22 protein-coding genes and 1 pseudogene are annotated in these 26,661 nt (G+C 46.5%); 10 read left to right on the top strand and 13 right to left on the bottom strand.

Annotated features, from left to right (window positions below; genetic code table 11):
* Positions 1-5 precede the first annotated feature (5 nt).
* Entirely contained in the window at positions 6-386 is a 381-nt protein-coding gene (locus tag QM717_RS01300) for a DUF983 domain-containing protein (RefSeq protein ID WP_415034053.1), read from the top strand.
* Here QM717_RS01300 and QM717_RS01305 read toward each other — a convergent pair whose 3' ends face one another.
* The 8 genes and pseudogenes from QM717_RS01305 to QM717_RS01340 all read right to left on the bottom strand — a co-directional run bounded on the left by QM717_RS01305 (position 387) and on the right by QM717_RS01340 (position 11,836).
* Positions 387-1,424, bottom strand: a complete 1,038-nt coding sequence (locus tag QM717_RS01305) for an NAD(P)/FAD-dependent oxidoreductase (RefSeq protein WP_415034055.1) — start codon at positions 1,422-1,424, stop codon at positions 387-389.
* A 60-nt stretch (positions 1,425-1,484) separates the two neighbouring features.
* Positions 1,485-2,375, bottom strand: a complete 891-nt coding sequence (gene gldN / locus QM717_RS01310) for a gliding motility protein GldN (RefSeq protein WP_415034057.1) — start codon at positions 2,373-2,375, stop codon at positions 1,485-1,487.
* A 50-nt stretch (positions 2,376-2,425) separates the two neighbouring features.
* Positions 2,426-3,976 carry a gliding motility protein GldM gene (gene gldM / locus QM717_RS01315; RefSeq protein WP_415034059.1) on the bottom strand — a complete coding sequence of 517 codons (1,551 nt, stop codon included), beginning with the start codon at positions 3,974-3,976 and terminating at the stop codon, positions 2,426-2,428.
* 45 nt (positions 3,977-4,021) lie between these two features.
* Positions 4,022-4,654 carry a gliding motility protein GldL gene (gldL, locus tag QM717_RS01320; protein WP_415034061.1) on the bottom strand — a complete coding sequence of 211 codons (633 nt, stop codon included), beginning with the start codon at positions 4,652-4,654 and terminating at the stop codon, positions 4,022-4,024.
* 49 nt (positions 4,655-4,703) lie between these two features.
* A complete protein-coding gene (gene gldK / locus QM717_RS01325) occupies positions 4,704-6,113 on the bottom strand; it encodes a gliding motility lipoprotein GldK (RefSeq protein WP_415034063.1) in 1,410 nt (469 codons plus the stop codon).
* A gap of 264 nt (positions 6,114-6,377) precedes the next feature.
* A complete protein-coding gene (locus QM717_RS01330) occupies positions 6,378-7,526 on the bottom strand; it encodes a formimidoylglutamase (protein WP_415034065.1) in 1,149 nt (382 codons plus the stop codon).
* 3 nt (positions 7,527-7,529) lie between these two features.
* Positions 7,530-10,032 (bottom strand): annotated as a pseudogene (gene topA / locus QM717_RS01335) (type I DNA topoisomerase).
* A gap of 160 nt (positions 10,033-10,192) precedes the next feature.
* A complete protein-coding gene (locus QM717_RS01340) occupies positions 10,193-11,836 on the bottom strand; it encodes a T9SS type A sorting domain-containing protein (RefSeq protein ID WP_415034067.1) in 1,644 nt (547 codons plus the stop codon).
* A 130-nt stretch (positions 11,837-11,966) separates the two neighbouring features.
* Here QM717_RS01340 and miaB point away from each other — a divergent pair, with 130 nt between their 5' ends.
* From miaB to QM717_RS01385, 9 genes are all read left to right on the top strand, one after another.
* Positions 11,967-13,415, top strand: a complete 1,449-nt coding sequence (gene miaB, locus QM717_RS01345) for a tRNA (N6-isopentenyl adenosine(37)-C2)-methylthiotransferase MiaB (RefSeq protein WP_415034069.1) — start codon at positions 11,967-11,969, stop codon at positions 13,413-13,415.
* A gap of 1 nt (position 13,416) precedes the next feature.
* Entirely contained in the window at positions 13,417-13,911 is a 495-nt protein-coding gene (locus tag QM717_RS01350; RefSeq protein ID WP_415034071.1) for a YcxB family protein, read from the top strand.
* A 27-nt stretch (positions 13,912-13,938) separates the two neighbouring features.
* On the top strand, positions 13,939-15,198 hold the full coding sequence (locus QM717_RS01355; RefSeq protein ID WP_415034073.1) for a sigma-54 interaction domain-containing protein: 1,260 nt from the start codon (positions 13,939-13,941) through the stop codon (positions 15,196-15,198).
* Between the two features lie 46 nt (positions 15,199-15,244).
* Positions 15,245-15,751, top strand: coding sequence for an LptE family protein (locus QM717_RS01360; protein ID WP_415034075.1), 507 nt, complete (start codon positions 15,245-15,247; stop codon positions 15,749-15,751).
* Positions 15,752-15,839: 88 nt separating this feature from the next.
* The gene (locus QM717_RS01365; RefSeq protein ID WP_415034077.1) at positions 15,840-17,066 is read left to right on the top strand and encodes a hypothetical protein; all 1,227 of its coding nucleotides are present in this window, start codon (positions 15,840-15,842) and stop codon (positions 17,064-17,066) included.
* A 6-nt stretch (positions 17,067-17,072) separates the two neighbouring features.
* Positions 17,073-17,465, top strand: coding sequence for a preprotein translocase subunit SecG (gene secG / locus QM717_RS01370; protein WP_415034079.1), 393 nt, complete (start codon positions 17,073-17,075; stop codon positions 17,463-17,465).
* Positions 17,466-17,603: 138 nt separating this feature from the next.
* Positions 17,604-17,879: a co-chaperone GroES gene (locus tag QM717_RS01375; protein ID WP_415034081.1), complete on the top strand. Its 276-nt coding sequence runs from the start codon at positions 17,604-17,606 to the stop codon at positions 17,877-17,879.
* A 75-nt stretch (positions 17,880-17,954) separates the two neighbouring features.
* Complete coding sequence (gene groL, locus QM717_RS01380; RefSeq protein ID WP_415034083.1) at positions 17,955-19,586, top strand: chaperonin GroEL; 1,632 nt, start codon at positions 17,955-17,957, stop codon at positions 19,584-19,586.
* 127 nt (positions 19,587-19,713) lie between these two features.
* Complete coding sequence (locus tag QM717_RS01385) at positions 19,714-22,179, top strand: hypothetical protein (protein ID WP_415034085.1); 2,466 nt, start codon at positions 19,714-19,716, stop codon at positions 22,177-22,179.
* Positions 22,180-22,230: 51 nt separating this feature from the next.
* Here the strand turns inward: QM717_RS01385 and QM717_RS01390 are convergent, their stop codons facing one another.
* The 5 genes from QM717_RS01390 to QM717_RS01410 all read right to left on the bottom strand — a co-directional run bounded on the left by QM717_RS01390 (position 22,231) and on the right by QM717_RS01410 (position 26,643).
* Positions 22,231-22,911, bottom strand: a complete 681-nt coding sequence (locus tag QM717_RS01390; protein ID WP_415034087.1) for a DedA family protein — start codon at positions 22,909-22,911, stop codon at positions 22,231-22,233.
* Between the two features lie 92 nt (positions 22,912-23,003).
* Complete coding sequence (locus QM717_RS01395; protein ID WP_415034906.1) at positions 23,004-23,729, bottom strand: heavy-metal-associated domain-containing protein; 726 nt, start codon at positions 23,727-23,729, stop codon at positions 23,004-23,006.
* The gene (locus QM717_RS01400) at positions 23,729-24,070 is read right to left on the bottom strand and encodes a heavy-metal-associated domain-containing protein (RefSeq protein WP_415034089.1); all 342 of its coding nucleotides are present in this window, start codon (positions 24,068-24,070) and stop codon (positions 23,729-23,731) included. Before QM717_RS01400 ends, QM717_RS01395 begins: the two co-directional genes overlap by 1 nt.
* Positions 24,071-24,117: 47 nt before the next feature.
* Complete coding sequence (locus QM717_RS01405; protein WP_415034091.1) at positions 24,118-26,151, bottom strand: TonB-dependent receptor plug domain-containing protein; 2,034 nt, start codon at positions 26,149-26,151, stop codon at positions 24,118-24,120.
* 72 nt (positions 26,152-26,223) lie between these two features.
* A complete protein-coding gene (locus QM717_RS01410; protein WP_415034093.1) occupies positions 26,224-26,643 on the bottom strand; it encodes an HYC_CC_PP family protein in 420 nt (139 codons plus the stop codon).
* Positions 26,644-26,661: the final 18 nt, after the last annotated feature.

The raw sequence follows: 26,661 nt of genomic DNA on the forward strand, positions 1-26,661 counted from the left end.
TGCAAATGTTAAAAAAAGGATCCAAACTAAATAGCATTTTAACAGGAAGTTGCCCCCGATGCCATAGCGAAAGCATGTATGTGGCCAAAAACCCATACACCTTTGGCAAAACGCTCAAGATGCACGACCATTGCAGCCATTGCGGACTCAAGTACCACATGGAACCGTCTTTCTTTTTTGGGGCGATGTATGTGAGTTATGCGGTCAACGTAGCGCTTGGGATTGTTGTTTTTCTGATCGCCAATCTGGTGTTCCGTACGGGTATGGTATCGGCCTTCGTTTGGATTTTTATCGTTTTGGTGGTTTTGATGCCCGTCATCCTGCGTTGGTCGCGGACGTTGTACATCAATATGTTTGTCAGTTACGATCCGACGGCCGGCAAGTAATCAACCGAACCTTTCGATGCGGAGTTCGCGATCGATCGTCTTTCCTTCTTCTATACTTTCAAAAAGAATTTGTGCCATCAAAGGCGCGAGCATGACGCCACGTGTGCCGAGCCCATTGAACACATGCAGGTTTTGGTATTGCGGATGCGTCCCGAGCAAAGGCTTTCGGTCTTTCACCGTGGGACGGATTCCCGCCAGGTGCGAAACGATTTCGTAGTCACAATGCAAAATTTCGTTGGCTTTTTCGACCAGTTCCTTTCTGCCTTCCGCAGTCGGTTCATTGGTTTTGTCTTCCCAATTGTAGGTCGCTCCGATTTTGAATAAATCATTGCCAATCGGCAACACGAACACATTGCCTTTGACGATAGCATCGAGTTTTAATTCGGGAGCGCGTACGATCATCAATTCGCCTTTGGTCCCATTGAGCGGCAAATAGTTGAAATACGGATTGTGCTTGATCCCGAAACCTTCTGCGAAGACGATCTGCCTGGCTTCGATGTCTTTGTAACGCACAAAATCGGCGGTGATTTCGAGTTGGCTGTAATCGAAACCCGAACCATCGAACCAATTATGGCTGGAAAGGTATTCGCGGTAACTTTGAACCAGTCTGGCCGTATCGACATACCCGGTTTGCAGAACCTCACCAAAACCAAAGGGCGACTCGATTCCGGGATACTGTTGGTGGATCAATTCGGTTGACAGGAAAGCGGACAGGTTGGGTTTGTCGGAAGCGGTGAACCAATTGTTCTGTTCTTCCACCGAAAAGAACTTGCGCAGGATCGGCATGCGGTGATTGACCACAACACCAATTTTAGGCTCCAGAATTTCATAAAATCGCTGCATCGCATACAATTGCTGTTGCGCCTGCTGCAATCCGCTAAAACGTTTTAAAATAACCGGATTGTACAAGCCCGCCGCCACCGAGGAAGATTGCTGGGAATGGTTGTCGAAAACACGGATGGACTTGCCGTGCTGCAATGCCGTTTCTGAAAAGGCGATTCCGGCCAGGCCGCTGCCCACAATGAGGTAATCTATCATGGCACAAAAATAAAAAACTCCCACCGTAATGGTGAGAGTTTTCTATATTAAATGAAACTTTTAGTAGTTCCACATGTCTTGTTCGAAATCGCGGATCTTGCTTTTTACCCTTTCCGACTCGAGGAGCTGCATCTGTGAGTTTTCCTTGAGGTATTCGGCGATTTCACGGTCACCGTATACGTTTTCCTCTTTGTAAATCACAGCGTTGAATCGTCTGGAGTTGAGCAAATGGTCGAAGGTAATCGGCATCGCCGAGTTTCTGTCGTTGAACGCCTTGGCTTCGTGCAGTACATCTCTCACTGCCGGGAAGTAAATCCAGAACAATTCGATGTAATCCTGTTCTTCCTTACCCACGGTATAAACGTCTGGCGTTACCGGGCAAAGTCCCAAAAGACGGTATTTGAGTTCACTCTGACGCTTGTCAAAATACCAATACCCTTTGATCTTATAATCCGACACGTCAATCGCACCCAAATCGGTTCTTACGATGTATTGCGGATCGATTGGAATCCCGGCGTTGAATTGCTCTCTACCCGGGTCGGTCGTATCGATACGCGTAGTGGCCGACGCGATGTCTTTCAAGGTTTTCTTAGTGTTGAAATAACTATCGGTATATACTTCGGTAATTTTGCCTTCCTTCATCGCTTTGGTCAACACATCAAACAATGATCGTCTGTCCTTTCCGATGTTGGCGCTGTCGATAGGATAATACATCGGGAAGTTGATTCTTTCATCGAGGTCGATGATTTCCCATGTGGTTTTTCCCATCAAAACGTCTCTGTCATGCACATAACCGTATGGCAACGGTTTGTCGTTGTCAGAAATTAGCTGGGCGGCCGTTTTCTTTCCGATTTCATCCGGCGTCTTTGCATTGAGCAAATTAGATTGCGCGGTTGCGGAAAAAGTTCCGGCAGCTAAAGCAATAACATATAAAAAATTTCTACACTTCATCTTGTTATAATTATAAGTTATTTAAGTAGGTTAACGGCTAACTTAAATTATTATTGTATTTCGAAAATAACCGGAGCGGTTCTTGGCAACATGTAGCTACCTGCACCTACCAGTTTACACTTGATTTCAGAGATGGTCACTTGGTCACCTCTTGAAACCGTAGAAAGGATTGCCTGTGCTTGTGAGTTCAATTTGTTTCCTTGAACAACCACAGTTGGTTTTCCTGCTACTTTGATGTTGAAACCTACAACGTCCAAGCCTACTTCGAAATCAAAGTCAACCAATTTTGCACCTACCGAAGAAACGAGTAAGCTTGATTTTGGTCCTTTTACTACACCCATTTCACCACGGATGGTTCCAGCCGGTGCAGGGATACCTTTGATACGGAATGTCTTCTTGTCAGAAACTGGTTTTCCATCAGGCAATTTAGCGGTAACGTTGATCGTCAACTCGGTACCTTGACCAGGACGGATTTCGTATTTACCTGGCTTAGAACCTCTGGTCATACCAGGAGCCGAAGCCGTAACGTTATTGTCAGATACACCAGCAAAAGAGATGGTCATTGGGTTGACAACTCCACGGTACACTACGTTCATCTTATCAGCCGAGATGGTAGCAGAGTTTGGTCTTGGAACCACGACGTAATTTCCTTTGATTGGCAAGCTTACTACTTTTCCGTTTTCGTCGAAGTTGAACGTACCGGTAATGTCATGCTCTCCTACTGCACCAGCGCCGAAAGAGAATTCAGCTTGTCCAGCTTGAGCTTTCACAGCAGATCCATTAACGATAACTGACTTAGCCACGAGGTTCGGGTCGAATTTACCAAGGATGATTTTACCTTTAACGGCCTCACCTTGGAAGAAAGCTGTTTTTTCAGGAACAACGATTGGCTGGTAAGCGGTCAATGACGCTGCAGCAACGAGGTCAGACTGGAACATTCCGCTGATGATATCGCTTTCAGTTGTTTTGATATCAGCCTGGATTTGTGACAACTTGGTTACCGTAGCAATCAAAGGGAATCCTTTGTAGTTGTACTCGAGCCATTCGATATTTTTGTTTTCAGTCTTAGAGAAAACTGGTTTGGTTGAGAAACGGTTTTCAATTTTAGTCATCTCGGCAGCAACGATAGCGCTTCCGCCAGTTTGCTTGATTTGCGAAACATAGTTTGCAATCTTGTCCAAGAACTCTTTTCCTTTTTTAGAAGGTTTGTCTCCTTCAAACCATTTTTCGTCAACCTTGTCGCCTTTGTCCATCGCTTCGAAAGGATAATTTCCGTTCGCATCTTTTGGATACTCTTTGGTCAACTCAGTCTTCATAGATTCGATATAATCATTGAAATCTTTAGAAAGTGCGCGGATTTTGTCCACTTTTTCTTTCTTAGGACCGTACTGCAAAGGTTGATCTTGCGCCTTTTGAGCCAATTGCTCGAATGAAGTCTGATTTCTTTGGTCAGTCAATCTATTTGATTCAACGATTTTATTATTCAAGATACCAAAAGCGGAAAGGACCTCTTTTGACATGTTCAATGCTAACATGGCGATGAAAACCAGGTACATCAGGTTAATCATCTTCTGCCTAGGGGTTAATTTGCCTCCTGCCATTATTTCTAATTAGTTAGTTAAGTTAATATTAAAAATTAGTCAGGATTATCCTCTGTTGCCCATTGCAGAAAGCATACCGCCGTAAACATTGTTCAATGAAGACAAGTTTGACGTAAGCGATTGCATTTGATCTTTCAATTTAAGGTTGTTTTCAGCAACTTCATTGTTGATTTGTGCGTTTCTAGAAGCACTTTCCAACTGGATTTTGTACAAGCTGTTCAATGACTCCATCTGCGCAGCAGCTACGTTCATTTCTTCGCTGTATTTTTTAGTAGAAGCAATCGCGTCAACTGTAGGAGAAATTCCTTTTGCAGCACCTTCGAAGTTTCTGATGCTGTTTCCTAAGCTAGCCATCAAATCTGCATCGATTTTAGCTTCTTTCAACATGTTGTCCAATTTCTGTGACAACAACCCTTCAGCATCTTTTGGAGATTCTTTAGCTTCTTTCTTTTTGGCCTCACCGCCCGCAAGCTCAGGATATACTAATGACCAGTCCAGTTCAGTATCTACCGGGTCAAAAGCTGAAAGTCCGAAGATCAAAGCCTCAGTTCCAAGTCCAACAATAAGCATTATACTTGCTCCCGGCCAGTGCATCAACTTAAAGAGTGCTCCGACGATTACTACTGCCGCTCCCATACCGTAAGCGAAATTCATTGCTTTTTTGCTTAAAAATGCCATAATAATAATTTTTAGTTAGTTAAGTTAATATAATAAAATTGGTCAATTTTTATCTTCTAGGTGCCTTACCGGTAATCACAGTTCCCATGTAATCTTGAACTGTCCTGAATCCGATGTAGCTTCTTGCCGTGTCGGCATATTCGAAATCACGTGTACTTACTTGGAGGAAGTAAGCCACATCTTTCCAAGAACCGCCTCTTACCACTTTACGCATATTCTTGTTGTCCGGAACATTCGGGTTCATCGTAGACACGTACTCGTAAGCACCTGCGTCGTAAGAAGAATCAGTCCATTCAGAAACGTTACCCGCCATGTTGTAAAGGTTGTAACCATTCGGCTCGTAAGATTTAGCCTCAACAGTGTACAAAGCCTGATCCGCAGCATAATCTCCACGGTTTGGTTTGAAGTTAGCCAAGAAACAGCCACGGTCGTTTTTCGTGTAAGGACCACCCCAAGGGTAAGCACCCGACTCGAGACCACCTCTTGCAGAATATTCCCATTCAGCCTCGGTTGGCAAACGGAAAGAGTTCACAAGGTCTCTCCCTTTTTTCTTCGATTTGATGTAAGTGTTTTTCTTCAAGGTTCTCCATGCACAGAATGCTTTGGCCTGTTTCCAGTTCACACCCACAACCGGGTATTCACCGTAAGCCTGGTGCCACAAGTAATCGTTGTGCATTGGCTCATTGTAAGAGTAGGCGAAATCTTTGATCCAAACAGTGGTATCTGGATACACTTTAACCTGCTCGGTTTTGATGAAGTCTTTTCTTTTGCCGACTTTGGCTTTGGCCGCAGCCTGGATATCCATCCATGAGTAACGGAATTTCAATTTGCTTACATCAACCGTACGCAAACCGTTATACGCTTCAGCTACAGGGATATACATACTATCCATAACCTCAGTGTAATACTCATCCGGATATTTAGAAGTATCCTTGATCAACTTTACTTTTCTGTTGAGTTTTCTACCTGCGTAAGGATCGTCATCCGTCCCAACACTATAGTAGTTTTCATACATATATTTATCGTACGCGGTCATTTTTGCAGGATCGGCATCGTTGAACGCAAAGTCGCCAATACTGCCACCTTTTCCACTCTTTTTCCCACCAGCCCCGGCGGTTCCGCCACCACCTACTTCATCAGCAAGGATAGCCAAACGAACCCTCATTGTTGAGTCCTTTACCCATTCTACGAATTCGCGGTACTCACTGTTGGTGATTTCCGTTTCATCCATATAGAAAGACCTAACTGTAACAGTTTTAGTCGGCGCGTCCTGTACATTGGCCAAATCATCATCTGATTTACCCATAATAAATGAACCACCCGGAACCAATGTCATTCCGTAAGGTTTTTCCGGATGCCATTTGCGTCCTTTAACACCTACCAGTTCACCTTTGTCACCAGACCCGCTACAGCTCACCAATAGGGCTGTAATTGCTGTAAATGCGATGAATTTCTTCATATAAATTTGGGTTATGTATGTATTCATAATTTTAAGGGCGTAAACCTATTTATTATTTTTCAAAAAAGCAATTATTTGTCGTAAAATTTATTTTACTGACCAAAATTAAAATTTAAATCGAATAAAAAAAATATTTTTATCGACAAAGTGCAAAAAACATCGATAAAATACCTAAAATTCATTTAATCGTACGTTTTTTCTTACCAAAATAAACTTATAAACATTGTTTCAAGTCCATTAAATACGAAAATACTGCGAAAAGCCTTAAATAATGTTCTTACGCTGCGCCTTCCACCATCTTTCGGGCACTTCCTGATTACAGGCCGCGAGATACTCCTCATAAGAACAAGGTAATAACGTACTTTTCTTTAGTTTATTATTAACACTTGAAATAAATGGTATTTCAATCCACCAACGATCGGTCTTGTTGCTCTTGAAGAACACCAGTTCGTCGTTTTCAAACGGGATGATGTATTTCAGGTAGTTTTCCTTGCTTCCATAAGGATACTCATTCGACCTGAAATGATAGCCTTCGATAAAATACCAAATCACCTGCGCGATCAAAACCGCTTCCTGTCGGGAATTGTCATGGTTGAAAATCCCGAGCAAAGAAACCTTGTCACTGATTCCCGCATAACGCGACAACGAACAAATCTCCTTGCCATTGAAGCCGTTAGGCGTAAAAGTAGTGAAATTTCCCGAGTCGGATGATTTCACCGATGTTAAATCGATGCTCACGATATCGGCATCGCGGAAAACCGGTTCCGATATCACAATGTTATTGGACACATCGCCCAAACGATAGGCATCAAAGAACAGCTTTTCGATCAAATCGATTTCTTCCTGCGAATTATAGTAGGTTTGGAATCCGATGTTGCAATAATTGAATAGATTATTGGGTTCATCTATCACAATCTTGGTCAGGTAAGACGCGGCCGAAATCCCTTCGCTTTCTTTGCCGAAATCAAATTTACTGTCGACCGAAACCAGGTTCACCATCTGCTCGAGGTTGTCGTAGGCGCGGTAAAGCGAATACGTCAAATCCTGCGAACCGCCTATAACGATTGGGATGATGTTTCTTTTCAACAGTTCGGCCACCACTTGCTGCAACGCGAAATAAGAATCTTCGGCTGAATCTCCCGGGAGTATGTTGCCCAAATCGGCAATCGACACATGCCAATTACCCGGAAACAGACGGTACAATTCCTGCCGTATATACGACAACTCGACGGCTTCGGTTTTATTTTGCCCGCGATTCTCCATCGCGCCCACAATAGCCATCTTGACCTGGTCCAGATCAGGAAAGTCGCTTTCGGTATGCAACACCACTTTGCTGCCCAAGTGCTGGGACGACAATCCTTCGATAAACAAAACGGTTTCTTCTTCTAAAGGGGCAAGGAAATCAAATCCCATGGGTTATTTCTTTTTGGCGGTTGTTTTTTTTGCGGGTGCTTTTTTGGCTGCGGTCTTCTTGGCCGGCGCTTTCTTTTCAATAATTTCCTTGACTTGGTCCAGGGTCAGTTTGGCCGCATCGACATCCTTGCTGAGCTCGATCTTGATTTTTCCTTTGGAAATCACCGAACGGCCCCAGCGCGCTTTCTCGACCACAATGCCTTCGGCTTCCCAGTTATGGATGACCTTGTCGATGTCTTTCTGCAATTTTTCCTCGATCAAGGTTTCGATATCCGATTGTGAAAGGTTGTCGAAATTGTACTTCTTGCTCACGTTGATGAACAGCCCGTTCCATTTGATGAATGGCCCGAAACGTCCCACTCCTTTTTGCACGCCTTCGCCTTTGTAATTGGCAATCGGCGCATCGGCTTTGGCTTTCTCATCGATGAGTTCCTGGGCACGGACCATCGTCACATCCAACGGATCCTCGCCTTTGGGCAGTGAAATGAACATTTTCCCGAAACGCACATACGGCCCGAAACGACCATTGTTGACTTCGACTTCTTCTCCTTTATAGGTACCGAGATTTTTCGGAAGCAAAAACAAATTGAGTGCTTCTTCCAAAGTAATGTTCCCGATATTCTGTTCCGTACGCAAACTCGCAAATTGCTTTTCTTCATCTTCGGCATCACCGATTTGTGCCATCGGTCCAAATTTCCCGAGACGCACACTGACCGGTTTACCCGTTTTCGGGTCGGTTCCGAGAATTCGTTCGCCGCTTTCGCGTTCGGCGTTGGCCTCTACCTCTTTGACATTCGGATGGAAATGCGCATAAAAGTCGTTCATCATGTTGGCCCAGTCGCGGTTGCCTTCGGCGATTTCGTCGAAATCCTGTTCCACTTTCGCAGTGAAATTGTAGTCGAGGATGTTCTCGAAATTCTTGACCAAAAAGTCCGTCACGATCGAACCGATGTCGGTCGGCACCAATTTCCCTTTGTCTGAACCGGTATTTTCAGTGAGTACTTTCTCGCCTACTTTCCCAGATTCCAAAGTCAGTTGGGTGTAGTTTCTTTCTTGTCCGTCGAGGTTGCCTTTCTCGACATAATTCCTGTTGATGATTGTCGAAATCGTCGGCGCATAAGTCGACGGACGACCGATACCGAGTTCCTCGAGTTTCTTCACGAGCGATGCTTCGGTGTATCTGGCGGCCGGTCTTGAATACCTCTCGGTGGCCGTAATATAATTATTGTGCAGTCTTTCGTTGACCTTGAGTGCCGGGAGCATGCCTTCCTGTTCTTCCTCATCGTCATCGTGCCCTTCGAGGTAGACTTTGAGGAAACCTTCGAAAAAGCAACACCTCGCCGGTTGCGGTAAACAATTCGCCGTGGTTGTTGGCTTCGATCTTGACGTTGGTACGCTCCAACTCGGCGTCGCTCATCTGTGAAGCCAGCGTCCTTTTCCAGATCAGGTCGTACAAACGCGCCTGGTCGCGATCGATGTTGACACTGTGCCTTCCCATATCGGTCGGACGGATCGCCTCGTGCGCTTCCTGTGCGCCTTTGCTTTTGGTCACGAAGTTGCGCGGTTTGGAAAATTCCTTGCCATATGACTTGACGATTTCGTCTTCGGCGGCTTTCATCGCTTCGTTCGACAGGTTCACGCTGTCTGTTCTCATGTACGTGATGAGTCCGGCCTCGTACAAACGTTGGGCGAGTTGCATCGTAATGCCAACCGGAAGGTACAATTTACGCGCGGCTTCTTGTTGCAGGGTCGAGGTCGTAAACGGGGCGGCAGGCGATTTTTTGGTCGGTTTGGTTTCAAGATCCGACACCTTATATATAGAACCGATGTTTTTCTGCAGAAAATCTTCGGCTTCTTTTTTCGTATTGAAGTTTTTGGGCAGTTTGGCCTTGAACGCTTTTCCGGTTTCATTCGTGAATTCGGCCACGACCGAATAAGTCGCCACCGGTTTGAAATCCTGGATTTCGCGTTCGCGTTCGACAATCAATCGCACGGCCACCGATTGCACACGTCCGGCCGACAATCCGCTTTTGATCTTGCGCCACAACACCGGCGAGAGTTCATAACCCACCAATCGGTCGAGTACGCGGCGCGCCTGTTGCGCATTGACGAGGTCATAATTGATTTCCCTTGGGTTGTCGATCGCTTTAAGAATGGCACTTTTGGTGATTTCGTGGAAAACGATTCTTTTCGTCTTGTTCTTATCGAGCTTGAGTTCTTCCGCCAGGTGCCAAGAAATGGCCTCCCCTTCGCGGTCCTCATCGCTCGCGAGCCAAACCGTTTCGGCATTCTTGGACAAGGTCTTGAGTTTGCTGACCAGTGCTTTCTTGTCGGGCGAGACTTCGTATTTGGGTTTGAATCCGTTCTCGACATCAACCCCGATTTCCTTCGACGGAAGATCGGCGATGTGCCCGTAACTCGATTCCACCTGGAAATCACTGCCGAGGAATTTCTCTATCGTTTTTGCCTTTGCAGGCGACTCCACTATCACTAAATTCTTTGCCATATTCAATTGTTTTTTGACGCAAGTCCGATTCGTTTTCGCTCGGTTGCGTGCCGCAAAAGTATGGGATTTTTTTTTATAGTTGTTTTTTTATTTGGTTTCAACGTGGCGATCGAATGGCAATTGGCTTGCTCCTCGATTAAAGTCAACCGTCCAAAAAACATTACTTCTTGATGAATTTCCAGGCGCTTCCACCAATCGATAGAACATAGAAACCCGCATTCAATTCACTAATATCGAGTCCTGTATTGTTATCCAAAAGCATCCCCGATTGCACTATTCGGCTTTGCATATCGATTATTTGGTACTTCGTATTTTTTTCCAAATCCAGGTTTTTTACATACAATTGATGCGCTGCCGGATTCGGGAAAAGTCCTGTCGATGCCCTATCGAAGGAAGCAGCAGCCAACGCACTGTCATGTGCCTTCATCAAAAAACCATCAACCCCGGGATTTGAACTTCCCGCAAGCGTAACGGCGTCAAAAGAAATGGACGTGCTGTTGAAATTCCCCGTGAAAAATACATCGCCGGAATCATTACTCGTGATAAAATTCCAACCATATACGCCTGTATAATTGGCCGATTTACTCCATTTGGGCGTTCCATTATTGTCGAATGCGATTACGAAATGCGTGGAATTGACACCGACTTCATCATAATTGGCAAGCGAAACACCGTTCCCGAAATCGTAGTCTCCATCATACGTCCCGCAAATAAAGATATTCCCCGCAGCATCAACAGAATTAGTGTAGGTAAACAAGTAAATCCCGTTGCCGCAAATATTTTTAGCCCATACGGTCGAACCATCGCTGTTAATCTTGGCCATGAAATCAGAATGCTGCTGGATCTTGTTGAGTGCCGTAAAGCCAAACGTCAGATTATCACTTGTGAAATTTCCAAGCAAATAAGCACTCCCTTCGCTGTCAACATCGAATGAACGCAGGCTGTCCTCCTTATTTCCTGCGTATTGATTAAGCCAAATGAGATTGGCCTCCGAATCGAACTTCGCCAAAAAAATATCGCCATAAGGCTGGTTCACGCCTGCATTGTCATTCGTGAGTAGCGTCTGCCCTTCAATGGTAACCGAATCCTGAAAGGTGGCACACAAATAAAAACTGTCATCAGGGCAAAATTTAAATTTCCCAAAAACACATGGCTTTGCGAAAAGATAATTTCCATTGGTGTCAAGGGCCGCCATCAATCTGGTAAATCCATTTTGCGCAACTACGGTGTAATCGCCCAAAGTGAGGCTTGGCGCACCGCTCGAACATCCAAGCAAAACCTTGCCTTCAGCGCTCACATCAAAACCATAAATCACTTCACTGGACACTGTATTGATAGACCGTACCCATTGGATTTCGCCATCAGTATTGTATTTCACGATATAAGAATCGGTTGAATTGGCTTCATTGTTATAAACCACGCCACCAATAGTGGTCTGTAATCCGTTTGAAGTCACCGCGATGTAAACATTTCCCGTGGCATCCGTCTTGACAAATTTAGTCTCCTGACTGATATCTCCTCCTATTCGACTGACCCATATCGGCTGACCAGATGCGTTGAATTTGGCCACAAAACAGTCGAGTCCGGAAGCATTGGAATTGGCCAAGGCAATACCCGCAATATTAGCCGATCCCAGGAAATTTCCGCCTACATAAGAATTTCCGGAATGGTCTGCGGCAATTGCATGCAAGCCTATGGTACCTGTCGCGGTCATCATTTTGGCCCATTCCACATTTTGGGCGGAAACGTTGAAGACATTGAGTAGCAATATCAACAACGGTAACTTTAAGTAATTTAACTTCATAGCGTTTGTTTTGGCATTCCAAATCTAGCAAAATAATTTAAAGTTTGTTAATGTTAAACTGCCATCTTGTCAGATTTTGATTTTTAGTCTTATCTTTGCGCACTGACGAAATCCCGCTTTAAAAGTGTTTATGGAAAAGATTATTGAAGAAAGCAAACAAGGTGAAAGCCTCGTTCTCGAACACAATCCCGAAAACAAAAAGAAACTCTTTATAGAAAGTTACGGCTGCGCGATGAATTTTTCCGACAGCGAAGTCGTGGCTTCCATTTTGGCGACCAACGGCTACAACACAACTTCTGTTTTGGAAGAAGCTGATTTGGTGCTCGTAAATACCTGCTCCATCCGCGACAAGGCCGAACAAACCGTCCGCAAACGCCTCGAAAAATACAATGCCGTCAAGCGCCGCCAGAACCCGAAAATGAAAGTCGGGGTTTTGGGCTGCATGGCCGAACGCCTCAAAAGCCAATTCCTCGAACAGGAAAAAATCGTCGATTTGGTCGTTGGCCCCGACGCCTACAAAGATTTACCGAATTTGCTGCAAGAAGTCGAAGCCGGAAACGACGCGATCAACGTGATCCTTTCAAAAGAAGAAACCTATGGCGACATTTCTCCCGTGCGCCTGATGAGCAACGGCATCACCGCCTTTGTGTCGATCACGCGCGGCTGCGACAACATGTGTACGTTCTGCGTCGTGCCGTTTACGCGCGGACGCGAACGCAGCCGCGAGCCGCAAAGCATCATGGACGAGATCAAGGATTTGTGGGACAAAGGATTCAAGGAAGTCACTTTATTGGGTCAGAATGTCGACAGTTATTTGTGGTACGGCGGCGGTCTCAAGAAGGACTTTGTCAATGCCTCCGAAATGGCCAAGGCGACCGCAGTCGATTTTGCGCAATTGCTCGAAATGGCGGCCGTGGCATTCCCCAAAATGCGCATCCGTTTCTCGACCTCGAATCCGCAGGACATGCACGAACCGGTTTTGCACGTCATCGCGAAATACCCGAATGTTTGTAAGCACATCCATTTGCCTGTACAATCGGGCAGCGACCGCATCCTCAAACTGATGAACCGCCTGCACACGCGCCAGGAATACATTACACTCATTAATAAGATTAGGAATATTATTCCCGATGTCGAAATCACGCAGGACATGATCGCCGGCTTCCCGACCGAAACCGAGCAGGACCACCAGGACACCTTGGATTTGATGGAATACGTCCAATACAATTTCGGCTATATGTATGCCTATTCTGAAAGACCCGGCACATTGGCCGGCAGGAAAATGGAAGACGATGTGCCCGAAGAAACCAAGCTGCGCCGCTTGCAGGAAATCGTCGATTTGCAACGCAAACACTCAGGCCAGCGCACCCAAATGTATGTCGGTAAAACGGTAGAAGTCCTGATTGAAAAGGTGTCAAAGAAATCCGAAAATGATTTGTCGGGACGCAATTCACAAAGCCTTATGGTCGTGTTCCCAAAGGAAAATTACAAAATTGGCGATTTCGTCAACGTCGAGATTACCAGTTGCACCAGCGGCACCTTGATCGGCAAAGCGGTCGGCTATTCTGAAATGAATTAATATGGAAGAAATTGTCATCAAACCGCAAATCTTGTTCAAGGATTATTTCAAGGTTTCACTCGGATTAGTCTTGAACCGCCCGATTTATTGGATCTTGGTTTCTTCGTTTGTACTCATGCTGTTGGTTGTTTTGCTCGATCCCCAATCAACATTTTCGGACATCGGGCCCATCTTGCTCTGGCTGCTGCTTTTTCCGGCGATGATGGTTTACGCGGTATACCAACATGTCAAAAAAACCATTTTCGACCAACCCCGGATTAAGGAAGACATCCGTTTCATCATCACCAATGACTATTTCCAGGAAAAAGGAGAAAGTTTCGAAATCAAATATTTCTGGAAAGATTTGAAAAAAATTACCGAAACCAACGCGTATTTCTTATTGTTTATCGCTTCCAGAAAAGCGCTCGTGATCCGAAAAGCCGATTTGGATCCAACACAATACAAGGAAATCCGCAGGCTTCTCGGCACATTGCCCATCAAAACCAAATTAAAGTAAGTCTCCGAACACTTTACAATTACAGTTATGGAATCAGTACAAGCCATCAAGCAACGTTTTGAAATCATCGGGAACGACCCGAAACTCAACCGCGCCGTCGAAAAGGCCATACAGGTTGCCCCGACCGATATTTCGGTATTGGTCGTCGGGGAAAGCGGTGTGGGGAAAGAAAGCATTCCCAAAATCATCCACTCGCTCTCCCACCGCAAACACGGGAAATACATTGCCGTGAACTGTGGCGCGATTCCCGAAGGCACGATTGACAGCGAATTGTTCGGGCACGAAAAAGGCGCTTTTACGGGCGCGACCAGCACCCGAGAAGGCTATTTTGAAGTAGCCAACGGCGGCACCATTTTCCTCGACGAAGTAGGCGAATTGCCGCTCACGACCCAGGTGCGTCTGTTGCGCGTGCTCGAAAACGGCGAATTCATCAAGGTGGGTTCGTCCCAGGTGCAGAAAACCAACGTACGCATCGTGGCCGCAACCAATGTCAATATGTTCGACGCGATCCAGAAAGGCAAATTCCGCGAGGATTTGTATTACCGTTTGAGTACCGTCGAAATCAACCTGCCCCCGTTGCGCGAACGCCAGGATGACATCCATTTGCTGTTCCGCAAGTTCGCTTCGGATTTTGCGCACAAATACAAAATGCCGCCCTTGCGGCTCGATGAAAACGCGGTGAACCTGTTGCAGAAATTCCGTTGGGGCGGCAACATCCGCCAGTTGCGCAACGTGGCCGAACAGCTTTCGGTACTCGAGACCAACCGCGACATTTCGGGGACGACCTTGCAAAGTTACCTGCCCGAGGAAGGCTCGAACCTGCCTTCGGTGATTCCGGGCAAAAAATCGGAAAGCGATTTCAGCACCGAGCGCGATATTTTGTACCGCGTGTTGTTCGACATGAAAAGCGACCTCAATGATTTGAAAAAATTGACGCTCGAACTCATGAAAAATGGCGCGTCGAAAGTTCAGGAAACCAATCCGCACCTGATCCAGAAAATCTACGGACGACAGGACGACAGTGAAATCGACTTTGTCGAACCGCACGAATTGTCGGTTCTTCCGGTACAGAACAAACAACCGATCATCGATACGCACGAACCCGAGGACGATTATTCTTTCGCCGAAACCATCGAGGAAGAAGAAACACTGAGCCTCGAGCAAAAGGAAATCGAAATGATCAAGAAATCGCTCGAGAAAAACAAAGGCAAACGCAAAGCCGCGGCAGACGAACTCGGTATTTCGGAGCGCACCTTGTACCGCAAGATCAAACAATTCGATTTGTAATTTCGGTACACCTATATATAAAGCCACATTTGTATCTTTACACCTTATGAAACACATCAAATTCCTGATTTTAATGGTCGCCGCGATCAGCCTGAACGGTTGTGGGGTGTACAACTTTACCGGAACGACGGGAAAAATCGACGCCAAAACTTTCCAGGTCAATTATTTCCTCAACAATGCGCCTTTGGTGGAACCCGGGCTCGACCGTACGTTTACGCTCAAATTGCAGGATTTGATCCAGAACCAAACCAACCTGAACCTGGTACGTACCGGTGGCGATTTGGTATACGAAGGCGAAATTGTCGATTACCGGTTCCAGCCGACTACGGCCACGGCCGACCAGCGTGCGGCGCAAACCAAACTGATCATCACGGTCAATGTGCGTTACACCAACAAGAACAAGGAAGCCGATGATTTTGAAAAACGCTTCTCTTTTTTCTACGATTATTCGGGCACGACCCAGTTGGTTGGCGCACCGCTCAACTCAGCCATCGACGAGGTGCTCGAACGGATTACGCAGGATATTTTCAACGAATCATTTGCCAAATGGTAAATTTTGAATTGGCGAACTTTATTCGTTAATTTGCTTTCACTAACCCGATACCGATCACATTTTGAATATAACAGAATATATTTATTTGATGAACAAGCCCGATGCTGTGAATGAAAAGCAGACGGCGGTATTGGAAAAAATCGTCCAGGAATTCCCTTATTTCCAAAGTGCGCGCGCGCTTTACCTCAAAGGACTTTACAACCAGAACAGCTTCAAGTACAATTACGTACTCAAGGTCACCGCCGCGCATACGGCCGACCGCAGCGTGTTGTTCGATTTCATCACTTCGGAAAGTTTTACCTCGATCCAGAACGATTTACTCGACCAGAAATTGTCTGAAATCGCGGCGATTCCGGTCAAGGAAATTGAACTCGTAGAACCCAAGTTGGAAATCCGCGAAAACACCGTCGAACAATCGATCTTGTCTTCGATCAAAGAAGCGGGACAGGAAGAAATGGTCGTAGATTCGAGCATGAACGCCACGACCGAAGAAGTTCCGTCGGCAGACGATTGGATTCCGGTAACCGGTACCGATGGCGAACCGGCCGGGCCAGCAGTTGCATCGGAAGAAAGCACCACGGCACCAACCGAAACGGATGCCAAAGAGGAATGGGCACAAGAAACGACCGAAGAAGCCATAACAGAAATCCTTTCAGAAACCGAAATTGCTGCCGACAATCAAATCACGGCATCGGTTACAGATGAAACAGCCGAAATCCCGGAGATCATTCCTGCCGAACTGGCTTCCGAAATGCAGCCCGAAACAGTTATTGATTCTTCTGAACCAGCGCAAACAACGCAAACGGACATCATTCCCGAAGAAATTCCCAACCAAACCCAGGCCGAACAAAACCTTGAAATCGGCAAACCATTGGAGTTTTCGAAGGACGAAAGACATTCGTTCCAGGAGTGGCTGCAACTCTCGAAATTCAAACCGATTGTACGTGAGGAAAATGCTGTAACGGCAGCAGAGACGGCAATCGAAAACCTGATTCCCGCAGCAGAAAATTTCTCCGAAACCGACCTGGAGAAACAAAAAAAAAACGAGTTGATTGACCGTTTTATCCAAACCAGTCCAAAAATCTCACCGGTCAAACACGACGCGCCATTGACACCGAGTGTAATTGTAGAGCCCAGCAGTGCTGACAATTCGTATTTGATGACCGAAACTTTGGCACGGGTATACCTCGAACAAAAAAAATATCACAAGGCAATTCAAGCTTATGAAATTTTAATTTTGAAATATCCGGAAAAAAGTAGTTTCTTTGCAGACCGAATTTTAGATATCAAGAATTTACAACAAAATAATACTTAATACAAAATGGATACTTTTTCAATTTTTCTGGTGCTCATCACCATCGTTTGTTTCCTGTTGATCGTCGTGATCATGGTTCAAAACCCTAAAGGAGGTGGTTTATCTTCTACTTTGGGCGGATCTCAAATGTTGGGCGGTGTTCAAAAGACAACCGACTTCCTCGACAAAAGTACTTGGACCTTGGGAACCATCCTGATCGTTTTGATCATGTTGTCGAGCTTGAGTTTTACCGGAGCATTGAACGACAACAGTTCAAAAATTGGAAATGACGCCACCGAGACTGCTGCGCCTAAGCCGGCAACTCCTGCCGCAGCTACACCGGCTGCCGCTACTCCTGCAACAACTGATGCTGCCACTACAGAACCAGCAGCAACACCTGCAGAGACCGAAAAAAAATAATCGGTAAACGATACCCATAGAAAATGCCAGCTTGTCACCACGCTGGCATTTTTTTTAACAAAATGTCAGTTTTGGGCCGATGGCACAATTTCTGACAAAGGCGAACCCGAAAATTAGTTAACACAAAATACAAACCCTATGGCTTTAAACATCAAACCACTTTCAGACCGCGTTTTAATCGAACCTGTCGCAGCCGAAACCCAAACTGCTTCAGGTATTTTTATTCCCGATACGGCCAAAGAAAAACCGCAAAAAGGAACTGTCGTAGCGGTGGGCAATGGAACAAAAGACCATGCCATGACCGTAAAAGTAGGCGACACCGTGCTCTACGGAAAATATGCCGGAACCGAACTCAAACTCGAAGGCAAAGATTATTTAATAATGAGAGAAGATGACATTCTTGCCATCATCTAACCGATTAAACGATGCAACACCCGAGGCCGAAAGACCGAACGGTATAAAATAAATTAACGATTCAACAAATAAAACATGGCAAAAGATATAAAATTTGACATCGAAGCCCGCGACGGACTCAAGCGCGGCGTGGACGCATTGGCCAATGCAGTAAAAGTAACCTTGGGCCCGAAAGGCCGCAACGTCATCATCGGCAAATCGTTTGGTGCACCAAACGTGACCAAGGACGGGGTGACCGTAGCCAAGGAAATCGAATTAAAGGATGCCCTCGAAAACATGGGCGCGCAAATGGTCAAGGAAGTCGCTTCCAAAACCAATGACCTGGCCGGAGACGGAACGACAACCGCTACCGTTCTCGCTCAAGCCATCGTCAAAGAAGGACTCAAGAACGTCGCTGCCGGAGCGAATCCGATGGATTTGAAACGCGGTATCGACAAGGCTGTTGAAGCCATCGTTACCGATCTGGGCAAACAAGCCAAGGAAGTCGGCAGCTCCTCTGAAAAAATCAAGCAGGTTGCTTCTATTTCGGCCAACAACGACGAAACCATCGGCGAATTGATTGCCAAGGCATTCGCCAAAGTAGGCAAAGAAGGTGTCATCACCGTGGAGGAAGCCAAAGGAACCGAGACTTACGTCGATGTCGTGGAAGGGATGCAATTCGACCGCGGTTATCTGTCGGCTTATTTCGTGACCAATACCGATAAAATGGAAGTCGAACTCGAAAGACCTTACATTTTGTTGTACGACAAAAAAGTTTCCTCGCTCAAGGAATTGCTTCCGGTACTCGAACCGGTGGCGCAATCGGGCAAACCTTTGCTCATCATTGCCGAAGACGTAGACGGCGAAGCTTTGTCTACTTTGGTCGTGAACAAATTGCGCGGTGCGCTCAAAATCGCCGCGGTTAAGGCTCCTGGTTTTGGCGACCGTAGAAAAGCCATGCTCGAGGACATCGCTATTTTGACGGGCGGAACCGTGATTTCGGAAGAAAGCGGCTATACTTTGGAGAACGCGACTTTGGAAATGCTCGGAACAGCCGAAAAAGTAACCATCGACAAAGACAATACGACGATCGTAAACGGTGCCGGCGATGCCAACAACATCAAGCTGCGCATCAACCAAATCAAGTCGCAGATGGAAACCACGACTTCTGATTACGACCGCGAAAAATTGCAGGAACGTCTGGCCAAACTCGCCGGAGGTGTGGCTGTATTGTATGTGGGCGCCGCTTCTGAAGTGGAAATGAAAGAGAAAAAAGACCGTGTGGACGATGCCCTGCACGCCACCCGTGCGGCCGTCGAAGAAGGAATCGTTGCCGGAGGCGGTGTGGCTTTATTGAGGGCCAAAACCGTATTGGCTTCGATCAAGACCGACAATGCCGACGAAGCGACCGGAATCCAAATCGTATCGCGTGCCGTGGAAGCGCCATTGCGTACAATTGTAGAGAATTCTGGTCTCGAAGGTTCGGTTGTCGTGGCCAAAGTAGCCGAAGGCAAGAAAGATTTCGGATACAATGCCAAAACCGATGAATACGTCGACATGCTCAAGGCCGGCATCATCGATCCTAAAAAAGTAACGCGTGTGGCTCTCGAAAATGCCGCTTCGGTTTCGGGAATGATCCTGACCACCGAATGTGCATTGGTCGACATCAAAGAAGATACCCCTGCAGGCGGAATGCCGATGGGCGGTGGCATGCCCGGTATGATGTAAGATCAAAACCGATACAAATAAAAATCCCGTTTCGATTGAAACGGGATTTTTTTTAACATTAAGTCTAGATTTTCTGTATTGGATTTGGCTGGGAAATACTATATTCGTCACAACCAAACCAATACACATGACCCGTCTTCGATTCTACATGCAAACCATGATTTGCCTGCTTGCCTTGTCCGTATACGCACAACAACCGGCACCGAATCCGTTGCACCAGAAAATGGCAACCGCACTCCAATCATATTTTGCGCTCGACCGCGAAAACATCCATTTGCATCTCAATAAAAACATCTACCTAACCAACGACCGTATTTGGTTCAAAGGGTATATTGTCGAGAAAAAAAACCAGCCGACGCACAACACCACCAATGTTTACCTGAACCTGTTGGATGAAAATGGACAGAAAGTAGGTTCGCAATTGTATTTCGCTGAAAACGGCTTATTCGACGGTTACTTCAACATTCCCGACGACATCAAATCGGGGACATATTTTATCCAAGCCTTTACAAATTATATGAACAATTTTGCGGAAGACGAATCTTCGGTGTACCGCATTACCTTGCTCAATACACAAGACAAAACCATCGGCTGGCAACAAAAAATCAATTACGATCAAATCGACGTACAGTTTTTTCCCGAAAGCGGTGTTTTTCTTGCCGGTGTTTCCAATACCATCGGTTTTCGCGTGGCCGACTGCTCCGGACTGGGCATTGCCTTGGGCGGTATTGAGGTCATCGACACCAAAGGAACTGTGCTGGCCACCACTTCGACCGACCAGTTCGGCTATGGCCGCTTTGAGGTTTACAACGCCGAACTGCAACGCTACCGCATCCGTTTCAAGGCCAACGGTGTTAGCCAAGAGCGATTGCTTCCGCTTCCGTCGGCCACCGGCTTTACTTTTTCGGCCAACAACTGCATTGTCCAGGACAAGGTCATGGTCAAGGTCAAGACCAACCCGGCTACCCATACCTCCCTCCAAACACTGACCTTGGTCATTCAGCAAAACGGCGGTGCCAATTTCATCGATTTGCAATTCCCTGTCGGTGTTTTTGAGCAAAGCCTAGCCATCCAGCGCAGCGAGGTAGCTGGCGGGCTCAATGCCTTTTTCCTCGTGGATTCGAATGCGAAACTGCTCGCCCAACGCGTTATTTATGACCCTTTAGATGTGCCGCAGAAGAGCCTGCTGAACATTGTCTCAAAAAATCAAGACCAGATTAAGATTACCGGTGCGTCCGGCATTCGGGCGGGAACAATGAGTATTTCAGTGGTCCCGGCGGCTTCGGTCAATCAATCGCCCGACAAACCGATCCAAGCAGGCATGGCTTTCGATGCTTACTTGCAGGAGCCTGTGGGCCACTTGGGATATTACCTGCGTGATTTCAACCGAAAGAAGCATTACGAACTCGACCACGTACTACTGACCGAAAAGCCCAAATACGACTGGGAACAGATAATGACAGCGCCTCCGCAAAAAAAGTACGATTCCGATTTTGGCCTGGCCGTCAAAGGCATCATCAATTCGGACACTAAAAAAACCGATATTTTCAAGATCAACATGAAATCGACGTCGTTGGGTTTTGACGAATTTACCAGTCCGGATGCGCAAAACGAATTCATCTTCAAGAATTTGCTGGCCATCGATTCTGCCAAGATCTACTTTTTGCCCAAAGACAAGACCGGAAAAATATTGGGCCAACGAATGGGTTTCCAAATACTGAACAACAACCGCCGCCTGATTAAAGCGTTTGTTTCCCCGGTCAAGCATTGTGCAACACCGATTGTTTATGAAAGTTCTTTGCCTTTTCCCAAGATTGAAAACTCAATTCTTCTGGACAGCATCACAATCGAAAACAAAAAAAACAAGCTCAAGTACCGCAACCGTATGGGCAATATGACCGCCCGCGGTTATAAGGTTACCGATGCCGATGCGCCCAAATCGTTATTGGGTTACATCGGCGCCAATGGTTTTTCGGTAAGCCGCGCAGAAGGATCGGTAATGATTTACAGCCAAATGGGCATACCGGGCACCACCACAAGTCCGCAGGTCTCGCGTACAGAAACCGTCAGGCGAACCAATGGTTATGGCCTGGGCGGCAGTGTAATGGTCCGCACCAGCGGCGGTGGCGTAACCGGAGGATCACCGGCGCGGAGTCCGGTCGTTTTTATAGATGATGTAATGGTTTCTAATTTTGATGTCCTTGAAAATTATACGCTGGCGCGCATCGATGAGATTTACCTGAACAAACATTCAAACGATGTGTCGGTAGGCGGTTCCAGTGGCGTGATTAAGGTTTACACCAAACAAGGTTCTTCTTACGAAGTTTCACCGACAGGCTCTCCTGCCTTAGTCATCAAGAATGGGTTCCAGCGGCATACGCCGTTCCAAAATCCGAAATACGACAATGTCCGTGAGGAAGGTTTCCAGAAACTCGGAACCATCTTTTGGAATCCGATGATCGATACCGATGAGAATGGAAGTTTCAGTTTTTCGATTCCCAACCTGTACCAGAAATCGGTTTGTGTGGTCATGGAAGGGATGGATGCGGATGGCAACATGATTTCGGAAACGCATCTTTTAGAAATTCCGTAGCAGTCTAATGTTAAAAAAAAAAATCCGCTAGCGAACTAACGGATTTCTTTTTTATACTGCCGGTTTCTGTTTCTTGATCAATTTCATAAACACCGGAAACGTAGAGATCAGAATAATTCCGATGACGATGTACTCGATGTGGTGCTTGAGGTCGATGCCGAATTTCTCCAAAAACATCCCGTAAAGATAATGTCCTGAAAAAACCAAAACGAAAGACCAAAGGAAAGAACTCAAAATGTTGTAGAACATGAATTTCTTCTTGTCCATGGTCACAATGCCGGCCACGATAGGCGCGAAGGTTCTGAAAATCGGTAGGAAACGCGCGAAAATAATGGCTTTCCCGCCGTATCTTTCAAAGAAATCCTTGGATTGCAACAGGTATTTTTTCTTGAACCAAAAGCTGTCTTCTTTTTTGAACAGGTAATAGCCGCTTTTGGCGCCAAACCAATAACCCACCATGTTGCCCAGTATTCCCGCAGCAGCAATAATCGTCGAAAGCAAGGTCACATTGACCAAATCGCTCGGGATCGAAACGACATTCTCGATCAAATCACGGCTGTAGATTCCGGAAAGAAACAACAAACTGTCGCCCGGTAAAAAGAATCCCGCGAACAATCCGGTTTCGGCAAAAACGATAAAGGTCACGATGTACAGACCCCATTCGATGCCCCCGACTTTTAGAGTGATGTAAAATTCGGGATTCAATAATTGGGTCCATTCGAAATTGTCCATGGGTTTCTGCTTGTTTTATTTTGAGCCTGTGAAAGTAAGAATAATTTACGCAAACCGCAATTTATCGCTTGACTTTTAGGTTTTCTTAACGCTTAAAAAGTCTGCAAAATCATCACAAGCGCCATCGCAATCATGATGCTGTTTTCGATGAACGTGGCTTTGGTCATCGGCAGTTTTAAAGCCGTACCCAGACAGGCACATTGGATCGATTTCTTGTCGAGCAGCACTTTGGTTACGCCAAACGTTGTGATTCCCAGAATGATAACCGTGGCATACAGCGCGATTGCTATCTCAAAATGCATCAAGAACATCAGGCCAAGAATGGTTTCGATGAACGGATAAACCGTCGCATAAACCGGAATTTTCTTGGCCAGCGGATCGTACATCCGGAACGAATCCGGGAAACCCTTGAGATCGAGCATCTTGAAGAAACTGAATACGATATAGAACAGTCCCATGAAATCGAGCATGAAATGATGTCCACTCCATGTTTTCCAGTTCATCAAAACCGAAGCGGCCGTGATGTAGCCGAAAATCAGGAACAGCGGAAACAATTGCCGCCACTCCGACTTTTGCTGTTCCATCCCAAAATCCATCGGCAGCGAAAGCGCCTCATTCTTTTCGTAAATCTTGTATTTGTCACCGAGTGCATTTTGGAACGCACCCGTAGAAATGTGTGTTTTCATCTCGATCTCGGCTTCTCCTTTTTCGAGATTGACCGTTGCCTGGACCACGCCCGGAATACGGCTGAGCTTGTCTTCTACCCCAATCCGGCAACCGTTGCAGGTCATTCCGGTGACTGTATACGTGTGCTTCATCATGGCTTTCTTTCGTATTGGCAGCAGTGGTGCAGGTTCGTGTAATCTTCGTCGGTGGCCTTAAATTCATCGGTATCATGGCCGACTTTGGCGATGGCTTTCTTGACTTCGGCAACCGAGGTTTTTTCTTCGTTCAGGATCACGTTGAGCTGGTGCGTTTCCAAATCCCAGACCGCCATTTTGACACCCGAAACAGAATAGGCCGCTTTCTCGATTCTTTTTTTGCATTGGTCGCAATTGCCGTTGACTTCAAACGAATATTTGGCATTCTTGCTTTTTTCCTGCGCCTGTGCCGACATTCCAAAAACCGACACGAGCAATATGATGATTAAATGTTTCATTTTCTAATTTTCTAATTTTCTAATTTTCTAATTTTCTAATTTTCTAATTATTTTATCTTAAACCGAAGTCCGGCATAATACATCTGCCCAAAAACCGGCGCATACACGATCGACGAATCGAACGTATTCCCAAACGGGTCTTCGGCGCCCAAAATGGCTTTGTCCTGTTTGTAATTCCCGATGTTTTCCCCGCCGATGTACATTTCAAACGTCGAGGAAAAGGTACGTGTAATTTGCGCATTCATGAGCGAAAACGCACCCGAAAATTCCGGCAGTCGGTCGGATTCTGGATTGGTCGCCGTGTACGGCAACTGCTGCGCGCCCATCCAGTTGTAGGTGAAATCGAATTTCCAACGGTGGCCTTTGTCGTCGATGTGCGTCGCGAATTCGGCATTGGCAAAAAAGCGATGCTTGGCCTGCAACGGACGTTGGTAGGTGCCGCTCAGGTAATCGGTTTGGATGTCATAATACTTGTAGGCCGTGCGCAGGTTCAGGTGCTTGATGGGTTCGTAATTGAAATCGAGCTGGAAACTGTTGGCAAACGACTTGCCGTCGAGGTTGTAAAACAACGCCTGTTGCGGACTCGCATACAAATCGACTACGGCTTGGTTTTGGAAATCGGTGCGGTACAGATCGAATCCGGCATCGGCATTTTTACCGAAAAGCAGGAATTGTTGGCTGAATGAAATGCCGTAATTCCACGCAATCTCGGCATCGAGTCCGTAAATTTTTCCTTTCGTATTCAAGACATCGAACACGCGCGAACTCGCAAACAACTGCTGGTTTTCGGCAAAAATATTGGCCGATCTTTTCCCGCGGCCCGCCGAAGCGCGAAAGGTTCCCTTTTCCCACGGGTTGTACCGCAAATGCAGACGCGGCGTGACGAAAGTCCCCAATCGGTTGTGGTTGTCGACGCGTCCGCCCGCGATCAGGCTGAAATTGTCGTTGTTGTCATAAGTGTATTCGAAAAACGCCCCGATCGAATTGTCGATGCGATCGAAATCGCGGTTGATGTTCGGCACACCGACGAACTCCTCATAACGGTCATAGGTAAAATTGAGTCCCGTCGCAAACTTGTGCATCGTGTTGTTGATGATCGAATTGAAAATCAGGTTCGAATAGTAACTCTGCTGGCGGATGTCGTACACATTCAACCCGAAATACGAATCCTGGTCGTGGCTCGAGAATGCGTTCTGGAAACCGATGCTCTGGTAAGGCGCATCGGGAAACACATAGCCGATTTTGGTCGAAATATCGAAACGTTCGGTATTGATTTCCGAGCCCCAGTGGTGTGTCGAAAACTTGTGCTGGTCGGGATCGAATTCGACCATCCCGGTTTGTTTCTCGTCGTTCATGTAACGCAAATTGATGAAACTGACCCAGCCTTTTTCGGGATCGGCATATTGCCAACGGTTCATCACGTTGACCTGTTTGCCGAGCGGATTGTCGAGGAAATGATCGTGGTTCATGTCTTTTTTGGACAGCCGCGCGTTGGTGTGCAGGAACAAGGAAGTAGCCCATTTGTCGGACAATTTCTGATTCGCATGCACATTGGCCTCAAAACGCGAATCGGTCGAACCGTACATATTGAGGAAAAACGGGATGTCGTTCATCGGCTTGAGCAATTCGGTGTTGATCTGGCCCGAAATGCTTTCAAAACCGTTGACCACCGAACCCGCGCCTTTGGTCACCTGGATGCTCTCGACCCAAGTGCCGGGCGTAAACGTCATGCCGTAGGCTTGCGAGGCGCCGCGCACCGACGGGATGTTTTCCTCGGTGACCATGAGGTACGGACTCGTGAGCCCGAGCATCTTGATTTGTTTGGTTCCCGTCAGCGCATCGGCGAAATTGACATCGATCGACGGATTGGTCTCGAAACTCTCGGCCAGGTTACAGCACGCGGCCTTGAGCAGTTCACGGCTCGTCATGACCATCGTATTGGCCGTCACCGTGGTGGATTTTCTGAGGCTTTTGCGCGAGCCTTCGATTTTGACCGATTGGATGGTGTCGGGTTTGACTTCTTCCTGCGCGGTGGCCAACATCGAAAACAACAGCAAAAGCACTGTGATTCTATAATGCATAATTTGATTTTTAATGATTGAACTTGATTTCGGCCGCAACGAATCGGGCCGTTCCTAAGACAACATTAAAAATCAGGCGTAAAAAATAAGCTGGGAATACAGTTGATACAGCGGCGGCGCATGCGCATCGCAGTAATAAGAAGTGGTTTGCGGAATCGTAACTTCGGCTACCGGAACGAAAACAAGCGGATTCCATTGGTGGAGCACGAAAGGCGCATCGATCTGGAACGAAAAAGTCTTGACCACGACATCCGATTTCTTTTCGGATTGGATGATTTTGTTGTCGCAACAGGTTTTGTTTTCTTTCGCCTTGGCGATGCAGCAGGCGCGTTCGGCCATCGGATTCCCGTCTGCGGAAGCATTATCCGAAGCATAGACCGAAGAAATCTTGGCGATTTCACCCCCGCAATAATGCACGTTGAAAGCCAGCCCCGCATTCGAGAACAACACGAGCAAAGCCAATAACAAACTGGTGCATTTTTTAAGTTTCATGTTGCAAATGTACCCAAA

The organism is Flavobacterium sp. (assembly GCF_047602195.1).
Classification (GTDB): domain Bacteria; phylum Bacteroidota; class Bacteroidia; order Flavobacteriales; family Flavobacteriaceae; genus Flavobacterium.

Bases quoted from the DNA above. Each gene is read 5' to 3' on its own strand.
- QM717_RS01350 (WP_415034071.1), top strand. From the start codon at position 13,417: ATGGAAGAAATTGTCATCAAACCGCAAATCTTGTTCAAGGATTATTTC.
- QM717_RS01390 (WP_415034087.1), bottom strand. From the start codon at position 22,911: ATGGACAATTTCGAATGGACCCAATTATTGAATCCCGAATTTTACATC.
- gldM (WP_415034059.1), bottom strand. From the start codon at position 3,976: ATGGCAGGAGGCAAATTAACCCCTAGGCAGAAGATGATTAACCTGATG.
- secG (WP_415034079.1), top strand. From the start codon at position 17,073: ATGGATACTTTTTCAATTTTTCTGGTGCTCATCACCATCGTTTGTTTC.
- QM717_RS01365 (WP_415034077.1), top strand. From the start codon at position 15,840: ATGAACAAGCCCGATGCTGTGAATGAAAAGCAGACGGCGGTATTGGAA.
- QM717_RS01405 (WP_415034091.1), bottom strand. From the start codon at position 26,151: ATGCATTATAGAATCACAGTGCTTTTGCTGTTGTTTTCGATGTTGGCC.
- gldN (WP_415034057.1), bottom strand. From the start codon at position 2,375: ATGAAGTGTAGAAATTTTTTATATGTTATTGCTTTAGCTGCCGGAACT.
- QM717_RS01375 (WP_415034081.1), top strand. From the start codon at position 17,604: ATGGCTTTAAACATCAAACCACTTTCAGACCGCGTTTTAATCGAACCT.
- QM717_RS01300 (WP_415034053.1), top strand. From the start codon at position 6: ATGTTAAAAAAAGGATCCAAACTAAATAGCATTTTAACAGGAAGTTGC.
- gldK (WP_415034063.1), bottom strand. From the start codon at position 6,113: ATGAAGAAATTCATCGCATTTACAGCAATTACAGCCCTATTGGTGAGC.
- QM717_RS01355 (WP_415034073.1), top strand. From the start codon at position 13,939: ATGGAATCAGTACAAGCCATCAAGCAACGTTTTGAAATCATCGGGAAC.
- groL (WP_415034083.1), top strand. From the start codon at position 17,955: ATGGCAAAAGATATAAAATTTGACATCGAAGCCCGCGACGGACTCAAG.
- miaB (WP_415034069.1), top strand. From the start codon at position 11,967: ATGGAAAAGATTATTGAAGAAAGCAAACAAGGTGAAAGCCTCGTTCTC.
- QM717_RS01330 (WP_415034065.1), bottom strand. From the start codon at position 7,526: ATGGGATTTGATTTCCTTGCCCCTTTAGAAGAAGAAACCGTTTTGTTT.
- QM717_RS01385 (WP_415034085.1), top strand. From the start codon at position 19,714: ATGACCCGTCTTCGATTCTACATGCAAACCATGATTTGCCTGCTTGCC.
- QM717_RS01400 (WP_415034089.1), bottom strand. From the start codon at position 24,070: ATGAAACATTTAATCATCATATTGCTCGTGTCGGTTTTTGGAATGTCG.
- QM717_RS01360 (WP_415034075.1), top strand. From the start codon at position 15,245: ATGAAACACATCAAATTCCTGATTTTAATGGTCGCCGCGATCAGCCTG.
- QM717_RS01395 (WP_415034906.1), bottom strand. From the start codon at position 23,729: ATGAAGCACACGTATACAGTCACCGGAATGACCTGCAACGGTTGCCGG.
- QM717_RS01305 (WP_415034055.1), bottom strand. From the start codon at position 1,424: ATGATAGATTACCTCATTGTGGGCAGCGGCCTGGCCGGAATCGCCTTT.
- gldL (WP_415034061.1), bottom strand. From the start codon at position 4,654: ATGGCATTTTTAAGCAAAAAAGCAATGAATTTCGCTTACGGTATGGGA.
- QM717_RS01410 (WP_415034093.1), bottom strand. From the start codon at position 26,643: ATGAAACTTAAAAAATGCACCAGTTTGTTATTGGCTTTGCTCGTGTTG.
- QM717_RS01340 (WP_415034067.1), bottom strand. From the start codon at position 11,836: ATGAAGTTAAATTACTTAAAGTTACCGTTGTTGATATTGCTACTCAAT.